Source organism: Streptomyces sp. M41(2017), from assembly GCF_002078175.1.
Classification (GTDB): Bacteria; Actinomycetota; Actinomycetes; order Streptomycetales; family Streptomycetaceae; genus Streptomyces.
The window spans coordinates 2,812,916-2,832,649 of sequence record NZ_MWFK01000001.1 but is presented as its reverse complement, the minus strand read 5'-3'; the positions used below and the strand labels follow the sequence as shown (position 1 = coordinate 2,832,649).

Sequence of the window (19,734 nt, the reverse complement as noted above, 5' to 3'; positions counted from 1 at the left end):
AGCGAAAGGGCCCGCACGACCGAAGTCGTACGGGCCCTTTCTGGAGCTCGTGAAGGAGCTACCAGGTCATACGGTCAACAATTACTTGTTGATCTTGGTGACCTGGCCGGCGCCCACGGTCCGGCCACCCTCACGGATGGCGAACTTCAGGCCCTCTTCCATGGCGACGGGCTGGATGAGTTCGACCTTCATCTCAGTGTTGTCGCCCGGCATGACCATCTCGGTGCCCTCGGGGAGGGTCACGACGCCGGTCACGTCCGTGGTGCGGAAGTAGAACTGCGGGCGGTAGTTGTTGAAGAAGGGGGTGTGACGGCCACCCTCGTCCTTCGACAGGATGTAGGCCTGGGCCTCGAACTCGGTGTGCGGCGTGACCGAACCGGGCTTGATGATGACCTGGCCGCGCTCGACGTCCTCGCGCTTGATGCCACGGAGGAGCAGACCGACGTTCTCACCGGCCTGGCCCTCGTCGAGCAGCTTGCGGAACATCTCGATGCCGGTGACCGTGGTGGTGGTCTTCTCCTGCTTGATGCCGATGATGTCAACGGTCTCGTTGACCTTCAGGACACCACGCTCGATACGGCCGGTGACGACCGTACCGCGACCGGTGATCGTGAAGACGTCCTCGACGGGCATGAGGAACGGCTTGTCGACGTCACGCTCGGGGGTCGGGATCGCCTCGTCGACGGCGGCCATGAGGTCCAGGACCGACTGGCCCCACTCCTTGTCGCCCTCGAGCGCCTTGAGCGCCGAGACCTTGACGACCGGAAGGTCGTCGCCCGGGAACTCGTACTCGGAGAGGAGCTCACGGACCTCGAGCTCGACGAGCTCCAGGATCTCCTCGTCGTCCACCATGTCGGCCTTGTTCAGGGCGACGACGATGTACGGAACGCCGACCTGGCGGGCCAGGAGCACGTGCTCCTTGGTCTGCGGCATCGGGCCGTCGGTCGCGGCGACGACGAGGATGGCGCCGTCCATCTGCGCCGCACCCGTGATCATGTTCTTGATGTAGTCAGCGTGACCCGGGCAGTCGACGTGGGCGTAGTGACGGCCCTCCGTCTGGTACTCGACGTGCGCGATCGAGATGGTGATACCGCGCTGGCGCTCCTCGGGAGCCTTGTCGATCTGGTCGAAGGCCGAGGCCTCGTTCAGGTCCGGGTACGCGTCGTGCAGCACCTTGGTAATGGCGGCCGTGAGGGTCGTCTTACCGTGGTCGATGTGACCGATGGTGCCGATGTTGACGTGCGGCTTAGTCCGCTCGAACTTTGCCTTCGCCACTGGGGTCCTCCTGCGGAGTGGTTCTGGTACGCCTTACTCATCGGCGCCAGGTGATCTTTGCTGGGATGCCGCCCGCCGGGGTTTTCCCTCCCGGGTCATCCCCGGCGGTCGGTGTCAAGCCTAAAGCGTGTAAACGGGGTGTGTTACTCGCCCTTGGCCTTCGCGATGATCTCCTCGGCGACGTTCCTGGGAACCTCGGCGTAGGAGTCGAACTGCATCGAGTAGCTTGCGCGACCCGACGTCTTGCTGCGGAGGTCTCCGACGTAGCCGAACATCTCCGAGAGGGGCACGAGGCCCTTCACGACGCGAGCGCCGCTGCGCTCCTCCATGGCCTGGATCTGGCCACGGCGGGAGTTGAGGTCGCCGATGACATCGCCCATCGACTCCTCGGGCGTGGTGACCTCGACGGCCATCATCGGCTCGAGCAGCACGGGGCTGGCCTTGCGCGCGGCTTCCTTGAACGCCTGCGAACCGGCGATCTTGAAGGCGAGCTCCGAGGAGTCGACCTCGTGGTAGCCACCGTCGATGAGGGTGACGCGGACGCCCGTCATCTCGTAACCGGCCAGGATGCCGAACTGCATGGCCTCCTGCGCACCGGCGTCCACCGACGGGATGTACTCCCGCGGGATACGGCCACCGGTGACCTTGTTCACGAACTCGTACGCCGGACCGTCGGTCTCGGTGATGGGCTCGATCGCGATCTGCACCTTGGCGAACTGACCGGTACCACCGGTCTGCTTCTTGTGGGTGTAGTCGTGACGCTCGACGGTCTTGCGGATCGTCTCGCGGTAGGCGACCTGCGGCTTACCGACGTTGGCTTCGACCCTGAACTCGCGCTTCATACGGTCGACCAGCACCTCGAGGTGCAGCTCGCCCATACCACCGAGGATGGTCTGGCCCGTCTCCTCGTCCGAGTGAACGTGGAAGGAGGGGTCCTCCTCCGCGAGACGCTGGATGGCTACACCCAGCTTCTCCTGGTCACCCTTGGACTTGGGCTCGATGGCGACCTGAATGACCGGCGCCGGGAAGTCCATGGACTCCAGGATGACCGGGTTCTTGTCGTCGGACAGCGTCTCACCGGTGGTGGTCTGCTTCAGGCCCATGACGGCGACGATGTCGCCGGCGCCCACCGACTCGATCTCCTCACGCTTGTTCGCGTGCATGCGGTAGATCTTGCCGATGCGCTCCTTCTTGCCCTTGACGGAGTTCAGCACCGCAGTGCCGGTCTCCAGGCGGCCCGAGTAGACCCGGACGAAGGTGAGCTTGCCGAGGTGCGGGTCGCTCATGATCTTGAACGCGAGCGCGGACAGCGGCTCCTCGTCCGACGGCTTGCGCTTGATCACGAGCTCCGCGTCCTTGACGTCGTGGCCCTCGATGGCCTCGACGTCAAGCGGAGTCGGGAGGTAGCGCACGACCGCGTCGAGCAGGGGCTGAACGCCCTTGTTCTTGAACGCGGTGCCACAGAACACGGGGGTGACCGTGACGCCACCGGACTTGCCGGACGCGATGGTGACGCGACGGATCGCGGCGTACAGCTGCTCCTCGGTGGGCTCCTGGCCCTCCAGGAACAGCTCCATGATCTCGTCGTCGTGCTCCGCGACGGTCTCGACCAGCTGACCGCGGTACAGCTCAGCGGCCTCGACGTGCGTGGCCGGGATGTCGACGACGTCGTACATCTCGCCCTTGGCCGCCTCGGCGGACCACACGAGCGCCTTCATGCGGACCAGGTCCACAACGCCCTGGAAGTCCATCTCGGCACCGATCGGGAGCTGCATGATGATCGGGACGGCGCCGAGGCGGTCCTTGATCATGTCCACGCAGCGGTGGAACTCGGCGCCGGTACGGTCCAGCTTGTTCACGAAGCAGATGCGCGGCACGCCGTAACGGTCGGCCTGACGCCACACCGTCTCGGACTGCGGCTCGACACCGGCGACACCGTCGAACACCGTGACGGCACCGTCGAGGACGCGGAGCGAACGCTCCACCTCGACCGTGAAGTCGACGTGCCCGGGGGTGTCGATGATGTTGATCGTGTAGTCGTTGTCCTCGAGCGGCCAGTGACAGGTGGTGGCAGCAGAGGTGATCGTGATGCCACGCTCCTGCTCCTGCTCCATCCAGTCCATGGTGGCAGCGCCGTCGTGGACCTCACCGATCTTGTAGCTGACGCCGGTGTAGAAGAGGATCCGCTCGGTGGTGGTCGTCTTGCCCGCGTCGATGTGGGCCATGATCCCGATGTTGCGGACCTTGGCCAGGTCAAGTGAAGTGGTAGCCATAAGGCTTCGGTCTTCTCTCGGTCTCGATGTGGGTAGCGACTACCAGCGGTAGTGCGCGAAGGCCTTGTTGGACTCGGCCATCTTGTGGGTGTCCTCGCGCTTCTTCACAGCGGCACCAAGGCCGTTGGAGGCGTCGAGAAGTTCGTTGAGCAGACGCTCGGTCATCGTCTTCTCGCGACGGGCGCGGGAGTAACCGACGAGCCAACGCAGCGCGAGCGTGCTGGCGCGACCGGGCTTGACCTCGATCGGCACCTGGTACGTCGCACCGCCGACGCGGCGGGACTTGACTTCGAGGGTCGGCTTGATGTTCTCAAGCGCGCGCTTCAGCGTGATGACCGGGTCGTTGCCCGTCTTCTCACGCAGACCCTCCATGGCGCCGTAGACGATGCGCTCGGCGGTGGAGCGCTTGCCGTTCAGCAGCACCTTGTTGATGAGGGAGGTCACCAGGGGGGAACCGTAGACCGGGTCGATGATGACCGGGCGCTTCGGGGCGGGGCCCTTACGAGGCATTTCTACTTCTCCTTCTTGGCGCCGTAGCGGCTGCGGGCCTGCTTGCGGTTCTTGACACCCTGGGTGTCGAGCGAACCGCGGATGATCTTGTAGCGAACACCCGGCAGGTCCTTCACACGGCCGCCGCGCACGAGCACGATCGAGTGCTCCTGCAGGTTGTGTCCCTCACCCGGGATGTAAGCGGTGACTTCGATCCCGCTGGTCAGACGCACACGCGCGACCTTACGCAGGGCCGAGTTCGGCTTCTTCGGGGTGGTCGTGAACACACGCGTGCAGACGCCACGACGCTGGGGCGAACCCTCAAGTGCGGGCGTCTTGTTCTTCTCGACCTTGTCCTGCCGGCCCTTCCGGACCAGCTGCTGGATCGTAGGCACTACTTCTCCGGTTTCTGTGTGCCGAATGGTGAAGCTAACCTGGAACATCACCGACCCACGCGGTCGGGTGTGTCGAACACTGCAGACTCTCGCCGTGAAGCAAGAAGGGCGCAGATTGCGGTGGCCGCTTACGGCTCTCGTTGCGGTTTGAAGGCACGCACCAGAGCCAGGGCACACCCCAGGCACAAGGTCTGAGGGTACCTACCTCACGGACTTCGGTCAAAACAAATGCCGTGGTGCCCGACACGCCGGACTTCTCCGCTTCCATTCTGGGCGTTCCCCGACCCTCCCGCAGCTTCGCGGAGGCCCGGAACGACCAGGTCGGTTGCGCTGTGCGTGAACACCGCGCGGGATGCTGACCGGCTGCCGCCGACCGGTCACCGCGCGTCGGCGACGCCCTCCTCCGCCGGACACCGACGCGCTTCCGCCGGCCCGCCCGCTCGGCGCCTTCGGCCCCGCTCACCGGCAAGGCCGTACGCCGCCGCTGGACCGGCTCCCGCGGCACCCCCGGAACCCACTCACGGCATGCGGAGCGGGGAGCCCTCCTGCCGCCGCGGAACGCCTTCGCGCGGCGCACGCAGGAGGGCGGCCACCCCCACCGGGGATGACCGCCCTCCGTACTACTGCCTACTGCCTACCGCTCACTGGTTGTACGGACCGTAGTCGTAGTCCTCCAGCGGGACGGCCTGGCCGGAGCCGGTGCCGAACGGCGAGTAGTCGATGTCGTCGTAACCGACGGCCGAGTACATCGCGGCCTTGGCCTCTTCGGTCGGCTCCACCCGGATGTTGCGGTAGCGGGACAGACCCGTACCGGCCGGGATGAGCTTACCGATGATGACGTTCTCCTTGAGGCCGATCAGGGAGTCGGACTTGGCGTTGATCGCCGCGTCCGTCAGAACCCTGGTCGTCTCCTGGAAGGACGCCGCCGACAGCCACGACTCGGTCGCCAGCGAGGCCTTGGTGATACCCATCAGCTGCGGACGGCCGGAGGCCGGGTGGCCGCCTTCCTGGACCACACGACGGTTCTCGGTCTCGAACTTCGAACGCTCGACCAGCTCGCCGGGCAGCAGCTCCGCGTCGCCCGACTCGATGATCGTCACACGGCGCAGCATCTGCCGGATGATGATCTCGATGTGCTTGTCGTGGATCGACACACCCTGCGAGTTGTAGACCTTCTGGACCTCTCCGACCAGGTGGACCTGGACGGCACGCTGACCCAGGATGCGCAGCACGTCGTGCGGGTTGGTGGCACCCACGGTGAGCTTCTGGCCCACCTCGACGTGCTCGCCCTCCGACACCAGGAGACGGGCACGCTTCGAGATCGGGAACGCCGTCTCGTCGCTGCCGTCGTCCGGGGTGACGACGAGCTTCTTGGTCTTCTCGGTCTCCTCGATCCGCACGCGGCCGGAGGCCTCGGAGATCGGGGCGACACCCTTCGGCGTACGAGCCTCGAAGAGCTCGACGACACGGGGCAGACCCTGGGTGATGTCGTCACCGGCCACACCACCGGTGTGGAAGGTACGCATCGTCAGCTGGGTACCTGGCTCACCGATGGACTGGGCGGCGATGATGCCGACCGCCTCACCGATGTCGACCAGCTTGCCGGTGGCCAGCGAGCGGCCGTAGCACATGGCGCAGGTACCGACGGCGGACTCACAGGTCAGGACCGAGCGGGTCTTGACCTCCTCGATGCCGTGCTTGACGAGCTCATCGATGAGGACGTCGCCGAGGTCGGTGTTGGCCGGGGCCAGCACCTTGCCGTCGACGGTGATGTCCTCGGCCAGCGCACGTGCGTACACGCTGGTCTCGACGTTCTCCGTCTTGCGCAGCACGCCGTCCTCGCCGCGCTCGGCGATGGCCAGGCGCAGACCACGGTCGGTGCCGCAGTCCTCCTCGCGGATGATGACGTCCTGGGAGACGTCGACGAGACGACGGGTGAGGTAACCCGAGTCGGCGGTACGCAGAGCGGTGTCCGCCAGACCCTTACGGGCACCGTGGGTCGAGATGAAGTACTCGAGCACCGACAGGCCTTCACGGAAGGAGGCCTTGATGGGGCGCGGGATCGTCTCGTTCTTGGCGTTGGACACCAGACCACGCATACCGGCGATCTGACGCATCTGCATCATGTTGCCTCGTGCGCCCGAGTTCACCATCATCGAAACCGGGTTGGTCTTCGGGAAGTTCGCGTTCATCGCCTCGGCAACCTCGTTGGTCGCCTTGGTCCAGATCGCGATGAGCTCCTGCGTGCGCTCTTCCTTGGTGATCAGACCACGCTCGTACTGCTTCTGGACCTTCTCGTCCTGGTCCTCGTAGCCCTTGACGATCGCGCGCTTCGCGTCGGGAACGACGATGTCGGAGATGGCCACGGTGACACCGGAACGGGTCGCCCAGAAGAAGCCGGCCGCCTTCAGGTTGTCGAGCGTCGCCGCCACGATGACCTTGGGGTAGCGCTCGGCGAGGTCGTTGACGATCTCCGAGAGCTGCTTCTTGCCGATCTCGTAGTCGACGAACGGGTAGTCCTCGGGCAGCAGCTCGTTGAAGAGCGCGCGGCCCAGGGTCGTCCGCAGGCGGAAGGTGTCACCCTGCTGCCACTCCGGCTCGCCCTCCTCGCGGGCCGGCGGGGTCCAGCCGCGCGGCGGGATGGTGCCCACCGGGAAGCGGATGTCCACGCGCGACTGCAGCGAGAGCTCGCCGGCGTCGAACGCCATGATCGCCTCGGCCACGGAAGCGAAGGAGCGGTCCTCGCCCTTCACGTTCCGCAGGTCGCCGTCGGTGGTCAGGAAGAACAGACCGAGGACCATGTCCTGGGTCGGCATCGTGACCGGGCGGCCGTCGGCCGGCTTGAGGATGTTGTTCGAGGACAGCATCAGGATGCGGGCCTCGGCCTGCGCCTCCGCGGAGAGCGGCAGGTGCACGGCCATCTGGTCACCGTCGAAGTCCGCGTTGAACGCGGTGCAGACGAGCGGGTGGATCTGGATGGCCTTGCCCTCGACCAGCTGCGGCTCGAAGGCCTGGATGCCGAGGCGGTGCAGCGTCGGCGCACGGTTCAGCAGAACCGGGTGCTCGGCGATGACCTCTTCCAGGACGTCGTACACGACCGTGCGGCCGCGCTCGACCATCCGCTTGGCGCTCTTGATGTTCTGCGCGTGGTTCAGGTCCACCAGGCGCTTCATCACGAACGGCTTGAAGAGCTCCAGCGCCATGGCCTTCGGCAGACCGCACTGGTGCAGCTTCAGCTGCGGACCGACGACGATCACGGAACGCGCGGAGTAGTCCACACGCTTGCCGAGCAGGTTCTGACGGAATCGACCCTGCTTGCCCTTGAGCATGTCGGACAGCGACTTCAGCGGACGGTTGCCGGGGCCCGTCACCGGGCGGCCACGACGGCCGTTGTCGAAGAGCGCGTCGACGGCCTCCTGGAGCATGCGCTTCTCGTTGTTCACGATGATCTCGGGGGCACCGAGGTCGAGAAGGCGCTTCAGGCGGTTGTTGCGGTTGATCACACGGCGGTACAGGTCGTTCAGGTCGGAGGTCGCGAAGCGGCCACCGTCCAGCTGCACCATCGGGCGAAGGTCCGGCGGGATGACCGGCACGCAGTCGAGCACCATGCCCTTGGGGCTGTTGCTGGTCTGCAGGAACGCGGAGACGACCTTGAGGCGCTTGAGCGCACGGGTCTTCTTCTGGCCCTTGCCGGTGCGGATGATCTCGCGGAGGCGCTCGGCCTCCTCGTCCAGGTCGAAGGACTCCAGGCGCTTCTGCAGCGCCGCGGCACCCATCGAACCGTCGAAGTACGTGCCGAAGCGGTCACGCAGCTCGCGGTAGAGGAGCTCGTCGCCCTCCAGGTCCTGGACCTTGAGGTTCTTGAAGCGGGTCCACACCTCGTCGAGACGGTCGATCTCGCGCTGCGCACGGTCGCGCAGCTGCTTCATCTCACGCTCGGCACCCTCGCGCACCTTGCGGCGCACGTCGGCCTTGGCGCCCTCGGCCTCCAGCTCGGCCAGGTCGGTCTCGAGCTTCTTGGCGCGGGCCTCGAGGTCGGCGTCGCGACGGTTCTCGACCTGCTGACGCTCGACGGAGACGTGGGCCTCCAGCGAGGGCAGGTCGCGGGTGCGGCGCTCCTCGTCGACGAACGTGATCATGTACGCGGCGAAGTAGATGACCTTCTCGAGGTCCTTCGGGGCGAGGTCGAGCAGGTAGCCCAGCCGCGACGGAACGCCCTTGAAGTACCAGATGTGGGTGACGGGAGCGGCAAGCTCGATGTGGCCCATCCGCTCACGACGCACCTTGGCGCGCGTGACCTCGACGCCACAGCGCTCACAGATGATGCCCTTGAAGCGGACGCGCTTGTACTTGCCGCAGTAGCACTCCCAGTCCCGGGTCGGACCGAAGATCTTCTCGCAGAAGAGTCCGTCCTTCTCGGGCTTGAGGGTGCGGTAGTTGATGGTCTCGGGCTTCTTGACCTCGCCGTGGCTCCACTGACGGATGTCGTCAGCGGTGGCCAGACCGATCCGGAGCTCATCGAAGAAGTTGACGTCGAGCACTATGCGTCAATCCCTCTCAGGGTTGTAAGTCTTAGGGGTCTGATACGGGGGTCCTGGGGCCGGCGGGCCTTGATCACCTTTTCCACAGGCGGTCAAGGCCCGGCCGGACTCCCGTCAGACCTCTTCGACGCTGCTCGGCTCGCGCCGGGACAGGTCGATGCCGAGCTCCTCCGCCGCGCGGAAGACGTCCTCGTCGGTGTCACGCATTTCGATGGACATGCCGTCGCTGGACAGCACCTCCACGTTGAGGCAGAGGGACTGCATCTCCTTGATGAGCACCTTGAAGGACTCGGGGATGCCGGGCTCAGGGATGTTCTCGCCCTTGACGATGGCCTCGTAGACCTTCACGCGGCCGGTGACGTCGTCGGACTTGATCGTCAGGAGCTCCTGGAGGGCGTAAGCGGCGCCGTACGCCTCCAGCGCCCACACCTCCATCTCACCGAAGCGCTGACCACCGAACTGAGCCTTACCACCCAGCGGCTGCTGGGTGATCATCGAGTACGGACCGGTCGACCGGGCGTGCAGCTTGTCGTCGACCAGGTGGTGGAGCTTGAGGATGTACATGTAGCCGATCGAGATCGGGTCCGGGAACGGCTCACCCGAGCGACCGTCGAACAGCCGCGCCTTGCCGGACGGGAGGACCAGACGGTCACCGTCGCGGTTGGGCAGGGTGTGCTCGAAGAGACCGGCGAGCTCGTCCTCACGCGCACCGTCGAAGACGGGGGTGGCGACGTTCGTGCGCGGCGGAACCTTGTCGGCTCCGATCGCCTGCAGGCGCTTCGCCCAGTCCTCTCCGAGACCGGAGACGTCCCAGCCGCGGCTGGCGAGCCAGCCGAGGTGGATCTCCAGGACCTGTCCCGGGTTCATTCGGGACGGGACACCCAGCGGGTTGAGGATGATGTCGACCGGGGTGCCGTCCTCCAGGAACGGCATGTCCTCGATCGGCAGGATCTTCGAGATGACACCCTTGTTGCCGTGACGGCCGGCGAGCTTGTCACCGTCCGTGATCTTGCGCTTCTGCGCCACGTAGACACGAACCAGCTGGTTCACGCCCGGCGGCAGCTCGTCGCCCTCTTCACGGTCGAAGACGCGGACACCGATGACCTTGCCGATCTCGCCGTGCGGGACCTTCAGGGAGGTGTCGCGGACCTCACGGGCCTTCTCACCGAAGATCGCGCGCAGCAGGCGCTCCTCCGGCGTCAGCTCGGTCTCACCCTTGGGCGTGACCTTGCCGACGAGAATGTCGCCGGCGACGACCTCGGCACCGATACGGATGATGCCGCGCTCGTCGAGGTCGGCGAGGACCTCTTCGGAGACGTTCGGGATGTCCCGGGTGATCTCCTCGGGGCCGAGCTTGGTGTCACGGGCGTCGACCTCGTGCTCCTCGATGTGGATCGAGGAGAGGACGTCGTCCTGCACGAGGCGCTGCGACAGGATGATCGCGTCCTCGTAGTTGTGACCCTCCCACGGCATGAACGCCACGAGCAGGTTCTTGCCGAGCGCCATCTCGCCGTCCTCGGTCGCGGGACCGTCGGCCAGGACCTGGCCTTCGATCACGCGGGCGCCCTCGTCCACGACAACCTTCTGGTTGACGGAGGTGCCCTGGTTCGACCGGGAGAACTTGTGCAGGCGGTACGTGGTGTACGTGCCGTCGTCGTTGGCGGTGGTGATGTAGTCCGCGGAGACCTCCTGGACCACACCGTCCTTCTCCGACTTCAGGACGTCACCGGCGTCGACCGCGCAGCGGTACTCCATGCCGGTGCCGACCAGCGGCGCCTCGGACTTGATGAGCGGAACGGCCTGGCGCATCATGTTCGCGCCCATGAGGGCACGGTTGGCGTCGTCGTGCTCCAGGAACGGGATCATGGCGGTCGCGACCGACACCATCTGGCGCGGGGAGACGTCCATGTAGTCGACGTCGTCACCGGGGACGTAGTCGACCTCTCCGCCACGACGGCGGACCAGGACGCGGGACTCCTCGAAGCGGAACTCGTCCGACAGCGGCGCGTTGGCCTGCGCGATGACGAATCGGTCCTCTTCGTCGGCCGTCAGGTAGTCGACGTCGTCGGTGACGACGCCACCGGTGACCTTGCGGTACGGGGTCTCGACGAAACCGAACGCGTTGACCCGGCCGTAGGAGGCGAGCGAGCCGATCAGGCCGATGTTCGGGCCTTCGGGGGTCTCGATCGGGCACATGCGGCCGTAGTGCGACGGGTGCACGTCACGGACCTCGAAGCCGGCCCGCTCACGGGAGAGACCACCCGGGCCAAGCGCCGACAGACGGCGCTTGTGGGTGAGACCCGACAGCGGGTTGTTCTGGTCCATGAACTGCGACAGCTGGCTGGTGCCGAAGAACTCCTTGATGGAGGCGACGACCGGCCGGATGTTGATCAGGGTCTGCGGCGTGATCGCCTCGACGTCCTGAGTCGTCATGCGCTCGCGGACGACGCGCTCCATACGAGCCAGACCCGTGCGGACCTGGTTCTGGATGAGCTCGCCGACGTTGCGCAGACGACGGTTGCCGAAGTGGTCGATGTCGTCGGTCTCGACGACGATCGAGGTGCCGTTGTCACCAACGGTCTCGGTCTCACCGGCGTGCAGCTTCACCAGGTACTTGATCGACGAGATGATGTCCTCGACGGTCAGGATCCCGGCGTCGAGCGGGGCGTCGCTGCCCAGCTTCTTGTTGACCTTGTACCGGCCGACCTTGGCGAGGTCGTAGCGCTTCGGGTTGAAGTAGAGGTTCTCCAGAAGCGTCTGCGCGGCCTCACGGGTCGGCGGTTCGCCCGGACGCAGCTTGCGGTAGATGTCGAGCAGCGCGTCGTCCTGGCCCTGGGTGTGGTCCTTCTCCAGGGTGGCGCGCATGGACTCGTACTCGCCGAACTCCTCGAGGATCCGCTCGGTGGTCCAACCGAGGGCCTTCAGGAGAACGGTGACGGACTGCTTGCGCTTGCGGTCGATGCGGACACCGACCATGTCGCGCTTGTCGATCTCCATCTCCAGCCAGGCACCCCGGGACGGGATGACCTTGGCGGAGAAGATGTCCTTGTCGGACGTCTTGTCGATGGAGGAGTCGAAGTAGACACCCGGCGAGCGGACCAGCTGCGACACGACGACACGCTCGGTGCCGTTGATGACGAAGGTGCCCTTGTTGGTCATGAGCGGGAAGTCGCCCATGAAGACCGTCTGGGACTTGATCTCGCCGGTCTCGTTGTTGGTGAACTCGGCGGTGACGAAGAGCGGGGCCGCGAACGTGAAGTCACGGTCCTTGCACTCGTCGATGGAGTTCTTCGGGGGCTCGAAGCGGTGGTCGCGGAACGTCAGGGACATCGACCCGCTGAAGTCCTCGATCGGGGAGATCTCCTCGAAGATCTCCTCCAGACCGGACTTGGTGGGGACGTCCTGTCCGCTGTCCAGAGCCGCCTCGACACGAGCCTTCCACGCGTCGTTGCCGAGCAGCCAGTCGAAGCTCTCGGTTTGCAGCGCAAGAAGGTTCGGAACCTCGAGGGGCTCCTTGATCTTTGCAAAGGAGATGCGCAGCGGGGCGGTGCTGGCGCCGTTGTTCGTATTCGCGGTCGAGGCAGTGCGCGAGGCGGCCAAGAGGGGGTCCTTCCGAGGGCTCGGACTCACTACGCGCGTACCGGTCCCATGTCGGACACAGCATCGGGCCTTTCTCTGTCCGGCCGGATAAGGCCAGGTCAGAGATGATCCGATCGTCGATGCTCCAGCATGGGTATGCCCCTGGTGACGGGCAGGAGGCAGCTAACAGGCAGCGCAAAGGGTCAGTGTAGCCACTCGGCCCACTGATGTCCAGTCCCGGTTTTTGAGACCCTCTTCGTCGTCCTCAACACCTGCCGCAAGCCATGCCCTCGATGCACATCGATACTGCCCTCTTCGCCGCCGATCCATGCCTCGGATACGGATCGTTGTGACGACGCGTCCTGAGAATTGCGCGCTGCGTGCGGTTCGTCAAGGCCCCCCAGGCCCAAAGCGTGTGCCGCGATCGTCACGTCCGGCCCGTCCCGCAACCCGTCTCTCTGCCTGTCACAGGGCTGCGAGGGGCACAACGAAGATCACCATACTCGCCGTGACCTGCAGTGCAAGGCAGCCGCTTCGGGGACCCCCGGCAACGCCGAAGAGCGACCACCCAGTTGGGTGATCGCTCTTCGGTGCGTCAGCGTTACAGCGCTACGTGAGCGGCTGTGGCAGCTTCACAGGAGCCCTTGAGAGGCTCGTCGAGTTACTTGACCTCGACGGAGGCGCCGGCGCCCTTGAGGGACTCGGCAGCCTTCTCGGCGGCCTCCTTGGCGACCTTCTCGAGGACCGGCTTCGGAGCGCCGTCGACGAGGTCCTTGGCCTCCTTCAGACCCAGCGAGGTGAGCTCACGCACGACCTTGATGACCTGGATCTTCTTGTCGCCGGCACCCGTGAGGATGACGTCGAACTCGTCCTGCTCCTCAGCGGCCTCGGCGGCGGCGGCGGGGCCGGCCGGGGCAGCGGCGACCGCGGCGGCGGCGGTGACGTCGAACTTCTCCTCGAAGGCCTTCACGAACTCGGAGAGCTCGATGAGGGTGAGGTTCTCGAACTGCGCGAGCAGCTCTTCCTGGGACAGCTTCGCCATGATGGCGTCCTTCCACTCATTCGGCAGGTGCCGGTATGTACTGGTGAGGCGGGCGTACGTTCGGCCCGCTGCGACCGTCGCCTCAGGCGGCGGTCAATGCGCGAGCCGAATTACTCGGCACCGCCCTGCTCGGCCTGCTTGACACGAAGCGCCTCCGCGGTGCGGACGAACTTCGAGGGGAGGGCCTGGAAGAGCTGAGCAGTCTGCGTCTGCTTGCCCTTGAAGGCACCCGCCAGCTTGGCGAGCAGAACCTCGCGGGACTCGAGGTCCGCAAGCTTCTTGATCTCGTCGGCGGACAGCGCCTTGCCGTCAAGGACACCGCCCTTGATGACGAGGTTCGGGTTGTCCTTGGCGAAGTCACGAAGACCCTTCGCCGACGTCACCGGGTCACCGGTGATGAAGGCGACCGCCGTCGGACCGTTGAAAAGGTCGTCGAGCGTAGAGATCCCGGCCTCGTTGGCCGCAATCTTGGTCAGCGTGTTCTTCACCACGGCGTACTGGGCGTCTTCACCGAGCGAACGACGCAGCGTCTTGAGCTGCGCCACGGTGAGACCCCGGTACTCGGTCAGCACAGCGGCGTTCGAGCTGCGGAACTGGTCCGCGAGCTCGGCTACCGCGGCAGCCTTGTCGGGCCTTGCCATAAGCGTGGCCTCCTTCCGGGTGATGAGGACCGCTCAGAAGGGGCCGACAAAACAAAACGCCCCGGCGCAGGCGCACGGGGCGTAGCTCTACCGGATGATCCGCACGCGTGGCAGCGGGTTCCGGGAACATGTCCACGATCACCTACGCGGGTCGTCCGCAGTTTCAGCGGATCCTTCGGCCACCACGCCCTCTTGCGAGAACGAGGCAACGACCAGCGGTCTTTGGCTTCTCGTGGAGAGTACGTGAAACGAACTCCGCGAAGCAAATCCGGCCGAACGGCCCAGTGATACCGGGCGCCGACCGGACCCGCCCACGCGGATCAGCCCGCCTGGGCGCCCTTCATCATCTCGGCGAGATCGGCGGTGTCCTTGGCCGGCGGGGCCTTCACGGTCACCGGCTTGTTGTAGTCGAGGAAGGTGACGGTCATGTCGAGCGGGCCCTTGTCGGCGGTCCCCCGCATGCGGAACTGCTTGGTGCGGCTCTCGCCGTCGATCCAGGCGTCCATCGTGAACCCGTCGAGGCCCATCTTCTCGTACTGTTCGAGGCTCTTCTCGCGCTGCTCGCGGGTGGCCTTCTTCTCGCCCTTCAGCGTCTTGCGGAGGCCCGCGAGGGTGATCGACCCCTTGTAGTGCGTGGTCTTCACGCCCTCGACGGTCTCGGTGCCGACCTTCTTCACGTTCTTCGAGCCGGTGAGGAAGGTGGACTCGGCCGCCGGGTTCTTGTCGGCCTCGCCCCCGCCCAGCTGGTCCGCGTTCATTCCGTTGTCGGCGCCGAGCGCGGACATGTCGAACTTGATCCAGCTCTTGCCGTCCATCTCCTTGGCGGCCTGCGCGCCGCCGCCTATGTACATCGCGCCGTCCACCAGGCGCATCTCGACCGGGCCGTCGGTACCCGAGTCCGCGGCCGTCATCTTCATGCTCATGGCCAACGGCTTCATGCTCATCGACGCCTCGGCGGTGACCTTCCCCTCCTCCGGGACCGTGCCGGCCATGCGGTAGTGCAGGGAGGTGATGTCGTCGGTGTTCTTCGCCGCCTTCGCCACGGCCGCGGCGGGCGACATCTCCGGCGACTGGTCGGTGCCCTGGGAACAGGCCACCGCTCCCCCGCCCAGGACCAGGGCCGCGAGGGCCGCGCCGGTCGCTCCGCGCCGTACCGAGGTGTGCACAGCAGTTCTCATGATTCCCCCCAGGAAACAGATGAGTGATTCACAGATTCAGATGCGGCATGAACATACCTGAGGGGTCGGACAAGATCCTCAGAGTTTCCGGCGCCCGTCCAGCGGTCGCGCGGCCGACGCGAGACCGCCTCAGGACCGCTGTGCGGGCGGGACCGGAGGCGCGGCCTCCGGAGGTCAGGACGTGGCCCCTCCGGCGGCTCCCTGGGCCTTCAGGAGGTCCTTGAAGTCGGCGGTGTCGGAGGCCGGGGGCTTCTCGGCGGAGACCTTCGTCCCGTAGTCGCTGTAGTACGCCGTCGACGTCATGGTGCCGCTCGTCAGCTCGCCCTTCTCGACCTTCTTGACGAGCAGGTCGTCGCCGTCCACCCAGATGTCGACCTTCTCGGTGCTGACGCCGGCCGTGGTGAGCTGCTTCTTGAGATCGGCGAGCTGGCCGGCGCTGAGGTGGGACGACCTGGTCGCGAGGTCGGCCACGTCGACCGTGCCGGAGTAGTGCGTGGTCCGCCGGCCGCGCACGGTCTCCGGGCCGACCTTCCGTACGTCCCCGGAGGCGAGCAGGAGCTTCACCGACTGGTTCGGCGTGGTGTTCTGCATCTGGTCCTTCAGATACGCGCCCGAGCTGCCGCCGAACTGGGCGAGGTCGTCGTACGCGTACCGGATCCAGTGCCTGCCGCCCGACTGCCGGGCGAACGTGTCGCTCATCCGCGCGTAGTACGCGTCGGAGAGGTACCGCGCCTGCATCGAGGTGCTGCCGGTCCGCCGCATGGTGTCGGCGAGCGTGCCACCCGTGTAGGTGATGGTCATCGTGCCGGTGAGGCCGTCCGCCCAGCCCATGACGCCGTCGGCCTTCATGTCCATCAGCGTGCCCATGGACGTCGTGGACTCGACCTTCGCGGAGTCGGCGCCGTCGGTGGACCGCTCCGCCGAGCGGAGCGCCGCTATGGGGCTCACGCGGGCGGTGCCCTTGTGGACCGCCTTGTCGTCCTTCCCGGAACTCCCGGACGTGTCCGAGGAGTTGCAGGCGGTCAGGCCCCCGAGCGCGGCGGTCAGCGCGATCGAAAGGCTCGCCCCGCGCACGATGGTGCTCTTCATTCGTTCCCACCCCTGTGTGATTCCTGTGACCGCACGCTAGCGCGGGCCACTGACGCACGTGTCCGGAATCCCGCCGGGCGCTCGCCGCGGAAGGGCTCCGGACATGAGGACGGGCCCCGCACCTCGAAAGGTTGCGGGGCCCGTCTCAGATTCGCGTGCGCGACGCGGTCACCGGGGTGAGCGGAGGGCTCAGACGGCGGCCGGGTCCTCCTCGACGAGGAGGTTGCGGGTGCGGTTGGGGTCGACCGGGACGCCGGGGCCGATCGTCGAGCTGAGAGCGGCCTTCTTGATGTAGCGACCCTTGGCGGCCGACGGCTTCAGACGAAGGATCTCGTCGAGGGCCGCGCCGTAGTTCTCCACCAGCTGGGTGTCGTCGAAGGACACCTTGCCGATGATGAAGTGCAGGTTCGAGTGCTTGTCGACGCGGAACTCGATCTTGCCACCCTTGATCTCGGTGACAGCCTTGGCGACGTCGGGGGTCACGGTGCCGGTCTTGGGGTTCGGCATGAGACCACGGGGACCGAGCACGCGGCCGAGGCGGCCGACCTTGCCCATGAGGTCCGGGGTGGCGACGACGGCGTCGAAGTCCAGACGGCCCTTCGCGACCTCGTCGATCAGTTCGTCGGAGCCGACGATGTCGGCGCCGGCGGCCTCCGCGGCCGCAGCACGGTCACCGGTCGCGAAGACCAGGACCCGGGCGGTCTTGCCGGTGCCGTGCGGCAGGTTCACGGTGCCACGGACCATCTGGTCGGCCTTGCGCGGGTCGACACCCAGGCGGAAGGCGACCTCGACGGTGCCGTCGAACTTGCTCGTGGAGGTCTCCTTGGCGAGACGGACGGCCTCGAGCGGGGCGTAGAGCTTCTCCCGGTCGATCTTGGCGTCCGCAGCGCGGAGAGACTTGCTGCGCTTGCTCACTACTGCTCCTGATGTGTTCTGAGGAGTCGTGGTGTGGGCCGAGCAGGCCCTGCCACGTGCGGCCGGAGCCGCAGATTTCCTACGAAGGTGGGTGTCAGCCCTCGACCGTGATGCCCATGGAACGGGCGGTGCCGGCGATGATCTTCGACGCGGCGTCCAGGTCGTTGGCGTTGAGGTCGGGCAGCTTGGTCGTGGCGATCTCGCGGACCTGCGCCTGGCTGATCTTGGCGACCTTGGTCTTGTGCGGCTCGCCGGAGCCCTTCTCGACACCCGCGGCCTTGAGGATCATCTTGGCGGCCGGCGGAGTCTTGGTGATGAAGGTGAAGGAGCGGTCCTCGTAGACCGTGATCTCCACCGGGATCACCCAGCCACGCTGCGACTCGGTCGCGGCGTTGTAGGCCTTGCAGAACTCCATGATGTTGACGCCGTGCTGACCCAGCGCGGGGCCGACCGGCGGGGCCGGGTTCGCCGCACCGGCGTTGATCTGGAGCTTGATGAGCCCCGTGACCTTCTTCTTCTTGGGAGGCATTCCGGGTCCTCTTTCGTTTTCGCCTTCCTACGTCCGAGTCGCCCCGGACGGCTGCCCCCAGTCGGACCAATGATCCGGATGGAGGCATACCGCACAACGATAACGGGTATCCATGCGCGGCTAAAAACCGAGCAGGTCAGACCGGCTGCTAGAGCCCGTCTGACCTGTTCGGAAGACGTACGTCCAGAAGCTGCTAGTTCTTCTGGATCTGGTCGAAGGAGAGCTCGACCGGAGTCTCGCGGCCGAAGATCTCGACGAGGCCCTTGACCTTCTTCGAGTCGGCGTTGATCTCGTTGATCGTGGCCTGCAGCGTGGCGAACGGGCCGTCGGTGACGGTGACCGAGTCGCCGACCTCGAAGTCCAGGACCTGGACCTCGACCTTGCGCTGCGGCGCGGGCTTGCCCTCGGCCTCGGCAGCCTCGCGGGCCGCCTTCTCCTCGGCCTCCGGAGCGAGCATCTTGACGATCTCGTCCAGGGTCAGCGGGTACGGGTCGTAGGCGTTGCCCACGAAGCCGGTGACGCCGGGGGTGTTGCGAACGACGCCCCAGGACTCGTTCGTCAGGTCCATGCGGACCAGGACGTAGCCCGGGAGCTTGTTCTGCTTGATGGTCTTGCGCTCGCCGTTCTTGATCTGCGCGACCTCTTCCTGCGGCACCTCGGCCTGGAAGATGAAGTCCTCGACGTTCAGCGAGACGGCACGCTGTTCGAGGTTGGTCTTCACGCGGTTCTCGTAACCGGCGTACGTGTGGATGACGTACCACTCGCCGGGGAGCGTGCGCAGCTCCTCGCGCAGGGCGGTCACGGGGTCGACGGGCTCGGCCTCTTCTTCGGCCTCGACCTCGGCGGCTTCCTCGGACTCGTCGGCGGCGACGGCCTCGGCGGGCACGTCCTCGTCCGCGACGTCCTCACCGGACTCGTCCTCGACGTGCAGGGCCGCGTCCTCGGCGGGCTCGCCGGCGGCGGCATCGGCAGCCTCGAACTCGTCCACGACGTCCGCTCCCTCGACGACCTCGAGTTCGTCGTCAACGGACTCGACCGACTCGGAGGCGTCGTTCAGGTTCGGGTCAGACACGGTGGCTGCTTCTTCCTGGATACATGGGGGTGGAACACGCGAAAGGGGCGCCGGTGACGGCGCCCTTCGCTCTCGGCTCAGCCGAAGACGTACTTGGCGGCGTGGTTGAGCCCATAGTCAATCACGGTCACCAGGCCGATCATGATGACGACGAAGACAATCACCACGGTGGTGTACGTCGTCAGCTGATTGCGAGTCGGCCAGACGACCTTGCGGAGCTCCGCGACGATCTGGCGGTAGAAGGTGGCAAGGCGCTTCAGCGGGCCCTTCTTGGCACGCTTACCGCCCTTGCGGGGCTTCTTGGACTCGGGCGCCTCGGCATCAGGCATGTCGATGGAGCCCACGGCGTCCGTCACTCGTCCTCACCTGATTCCGGGTCGTGGCCGTGCCGCGCCCGGTTGAGCCGCACGGCGGTGCAATGCAGTACGTACATGCGCACACATCCTGGCGAAAGGTGTGTGTAGCAGGGCCGGAGGGACTTGAACCCCCAACCGCTGGTTTTGGAGACCAGTGCTCTACCAATTGAGCTACGACCCTTTGATTTCCCCCAACGTACCGCATCCGCCCGGGTGCTCGGTGGCATCGGTTGGGTGCGGCCGGTGAAGGCCAACGAGGTGAGAGTGTACGTGCTCCTGAGCCGGGCGTCGAACAGAAAGTGTCCGCACGTGCCGCCTCCGCTGAAGATCCACTGGTGGGGCCCGGAGAAGCGGACGGAT

14 protein-coding genes and 1 tRNA gene are annotated in these 19,734 nt (G+C 66.1%); all 15 read right to left on the bottom strand.

Annotation, left to right across the window (positions count from 1 at the left end):
- Nucleotides 1-81: 81 nt before the first annotated feature.
- On the bottom strand, nucleotides 82-1,275 hold the full coding sequence (tuf, locus tag B0675_RS12455; protein WP_081218875.1) for an elongation factor Tu: 1,194 nt from the start codon (nucleotides 1,273-1,275) through the stop codon (nucleotides 82-84).
- A gap of 143 nt (nucleotides 1,276-1,418) precedes the next feature.
- Entirely contained in the window at nucleotides 1,419-3,548 is a 2,130-nt protein-coding gene (gene fusA, locus B0675_RS12450; protein WP_081218874.1) for an elongation factor G, read from the bottom strand.
- A gap of 39 nt (nucleotides 3,549-3,587) precedes the next feature.
- Nucleotides 3,588-4,058: a 30S ribosomal protein S7 gene (gene rpsG / locus B0675_RS12445; protein WP_081218873.1), complete on the bottom strand. Its 471-nt coding sequence runs from the start codon at nucleotides 4,056-4,058 to the stop codon at nucleotides 3,588-3,590.
- A 2-nt stretch (nucleotides 4,059-4,060) separates the two neighbouring features.
- A complete protein-coding gene (gene rpsL / locus B0675_RS12440) occupies nucleotides 4,061-4,432 on the bottom strand; it encodes a 30S ribosomal protein S12 (protein WP_003948652.1) in 372 nt (123 codons plus the stop codon).
- Nucleotides 4,433-5,073: 641 nt separating this feature from the next.
- On the bottom strand, nucleotides 5,074-8,973 hold the full coding sequence (locus tag B0675_RS12435) for a DNA-directed RNA polymerase subunit beta' (protein WP_081218872.1): 3,900 nt from the start codon (nucleotides 8,971-8,973) through the stop codon (nucleotides 5,074-5,076).
- A gap of 114 nt (nucleotides 8,974-9,087) precedes the next feature.
- Complete coding sequence (gene rpoB, locus B0675_RS12430; protein ID WP_081218871.1) at nucleotides 9,088-12,573, bottom strand: DNA-directed RNA polymerase subunit beta; 3,486 nt, start codon at nucleotides 12,571-12,573, stop codon at nucleotides 9,088-9,090.
- 640 nt (nucleotides 12,574-13,213) lie between these two features.
- Nucleotides 13,214-13,594: a 50S ribosomal protein L7/L12 gene (gene rplL / locus B0675_RS12420; protein WP_081218870.1), complete on the bottom strand. Its 381-nt coding sequence runs from the start codon at nucleotides 13,592-13,594 to the stop codon at nucleotides 13,214-13,216.
- Nucleotides 13,595-13,704: 110 nt separating this feature from the next.
- Complete coding sequence (gene rplJ, locus B0675_RS12415; RefSeq protein ID WP_081218869.1) at nucleotides 13,705-14,235, bottom strand: 50S ribosomal protein L10; 531 nt, start codon at nucleotides 14,233-14,235, stop codon at nucleotides 13,705-13,707.
- Between the two features lie 320 nt (nucleotides 14,236-14,555).
- A complete protein-coding gene (locus B0675_RS12410) occupies nucleotides 14,556-15,413 on the bottom strand; it encodes a DUF1396 domain-containing protein (RefSeq protein WP_081218868.1) in 858 nt (285 codons plus the stop codon).
- Between the two features lie 174 nt (nucleotides 15,414-15,587).
- The gene (locus B0675_RS12405; RefSeq protein ID WP_081218867.1) at nucleotides 15,588-16,502 is read right to left on the bottom strand and encodes a hypothetical protein; all 915 of its coding nucleotides are present in this window, start codon (nucleotides 16,500-16,502) and stop codon (nucleotides 15,588-15,590) included.
- 189 nt (nucleotides 16,503-16,691) lie between these two features.
- A complete protein-coding gene (gene rplA / locus B0675_RS12400; protein WP_081218866.1) occupies nucleotides 16,692-17,417 on the bottom strand; it encodes a 50S ribosomal protein L1 in 726 nt (241 codons plus the stop codon).
- 94 nt (nucleotides 17,418-17,511) lie between these two features.
- On the bottom strand, nucleotides 17,512-17,946 hold the full coding sequence (rplK, locus tag B0675_RS12395; protein WP_081218865.1) for a 50S ribosomal protein L11: 435 nt from the start codon (nucleotides 17,944-17,946) through the stop codon (nucleotides 17,512-17,514).
- A 193-nt stretch (nucleotides 17,947-18,139) separates the two neighbouring features.
- A complete protein-coding gene (nusG, locus tag B0675_RS12390; RefSeq protein ID WP_081218864.1) occupies nucleotides 18,140-19,018 on the bottom strand; it encodes a transcription termination/antitermination protein NusG in 879 nt (292 codons plus the stop codon).
- Nucleotides 19,019-19,095: 77 nt separating this feature from the next.
- A complete protein-coding gene (gene secE / locus B0675_RS12385) occupies nucleotides 19,096-19,374 on the bottom strand; it encodes a preprotein translocase subunit SecE (protein ID WP_081218863.1) in 279 nt (92 codons plus the stop codon).
- Nucleotides 19,375-19,482: 108 nt separating this feature from the next.
- Nucleotides 19,483-19,555, bottom strand: a tRNA-Trp gene (locus tag B0675_RS12380).
- Nucleotides 19,556-19,734: the final 179 nt, after the last annotated feature.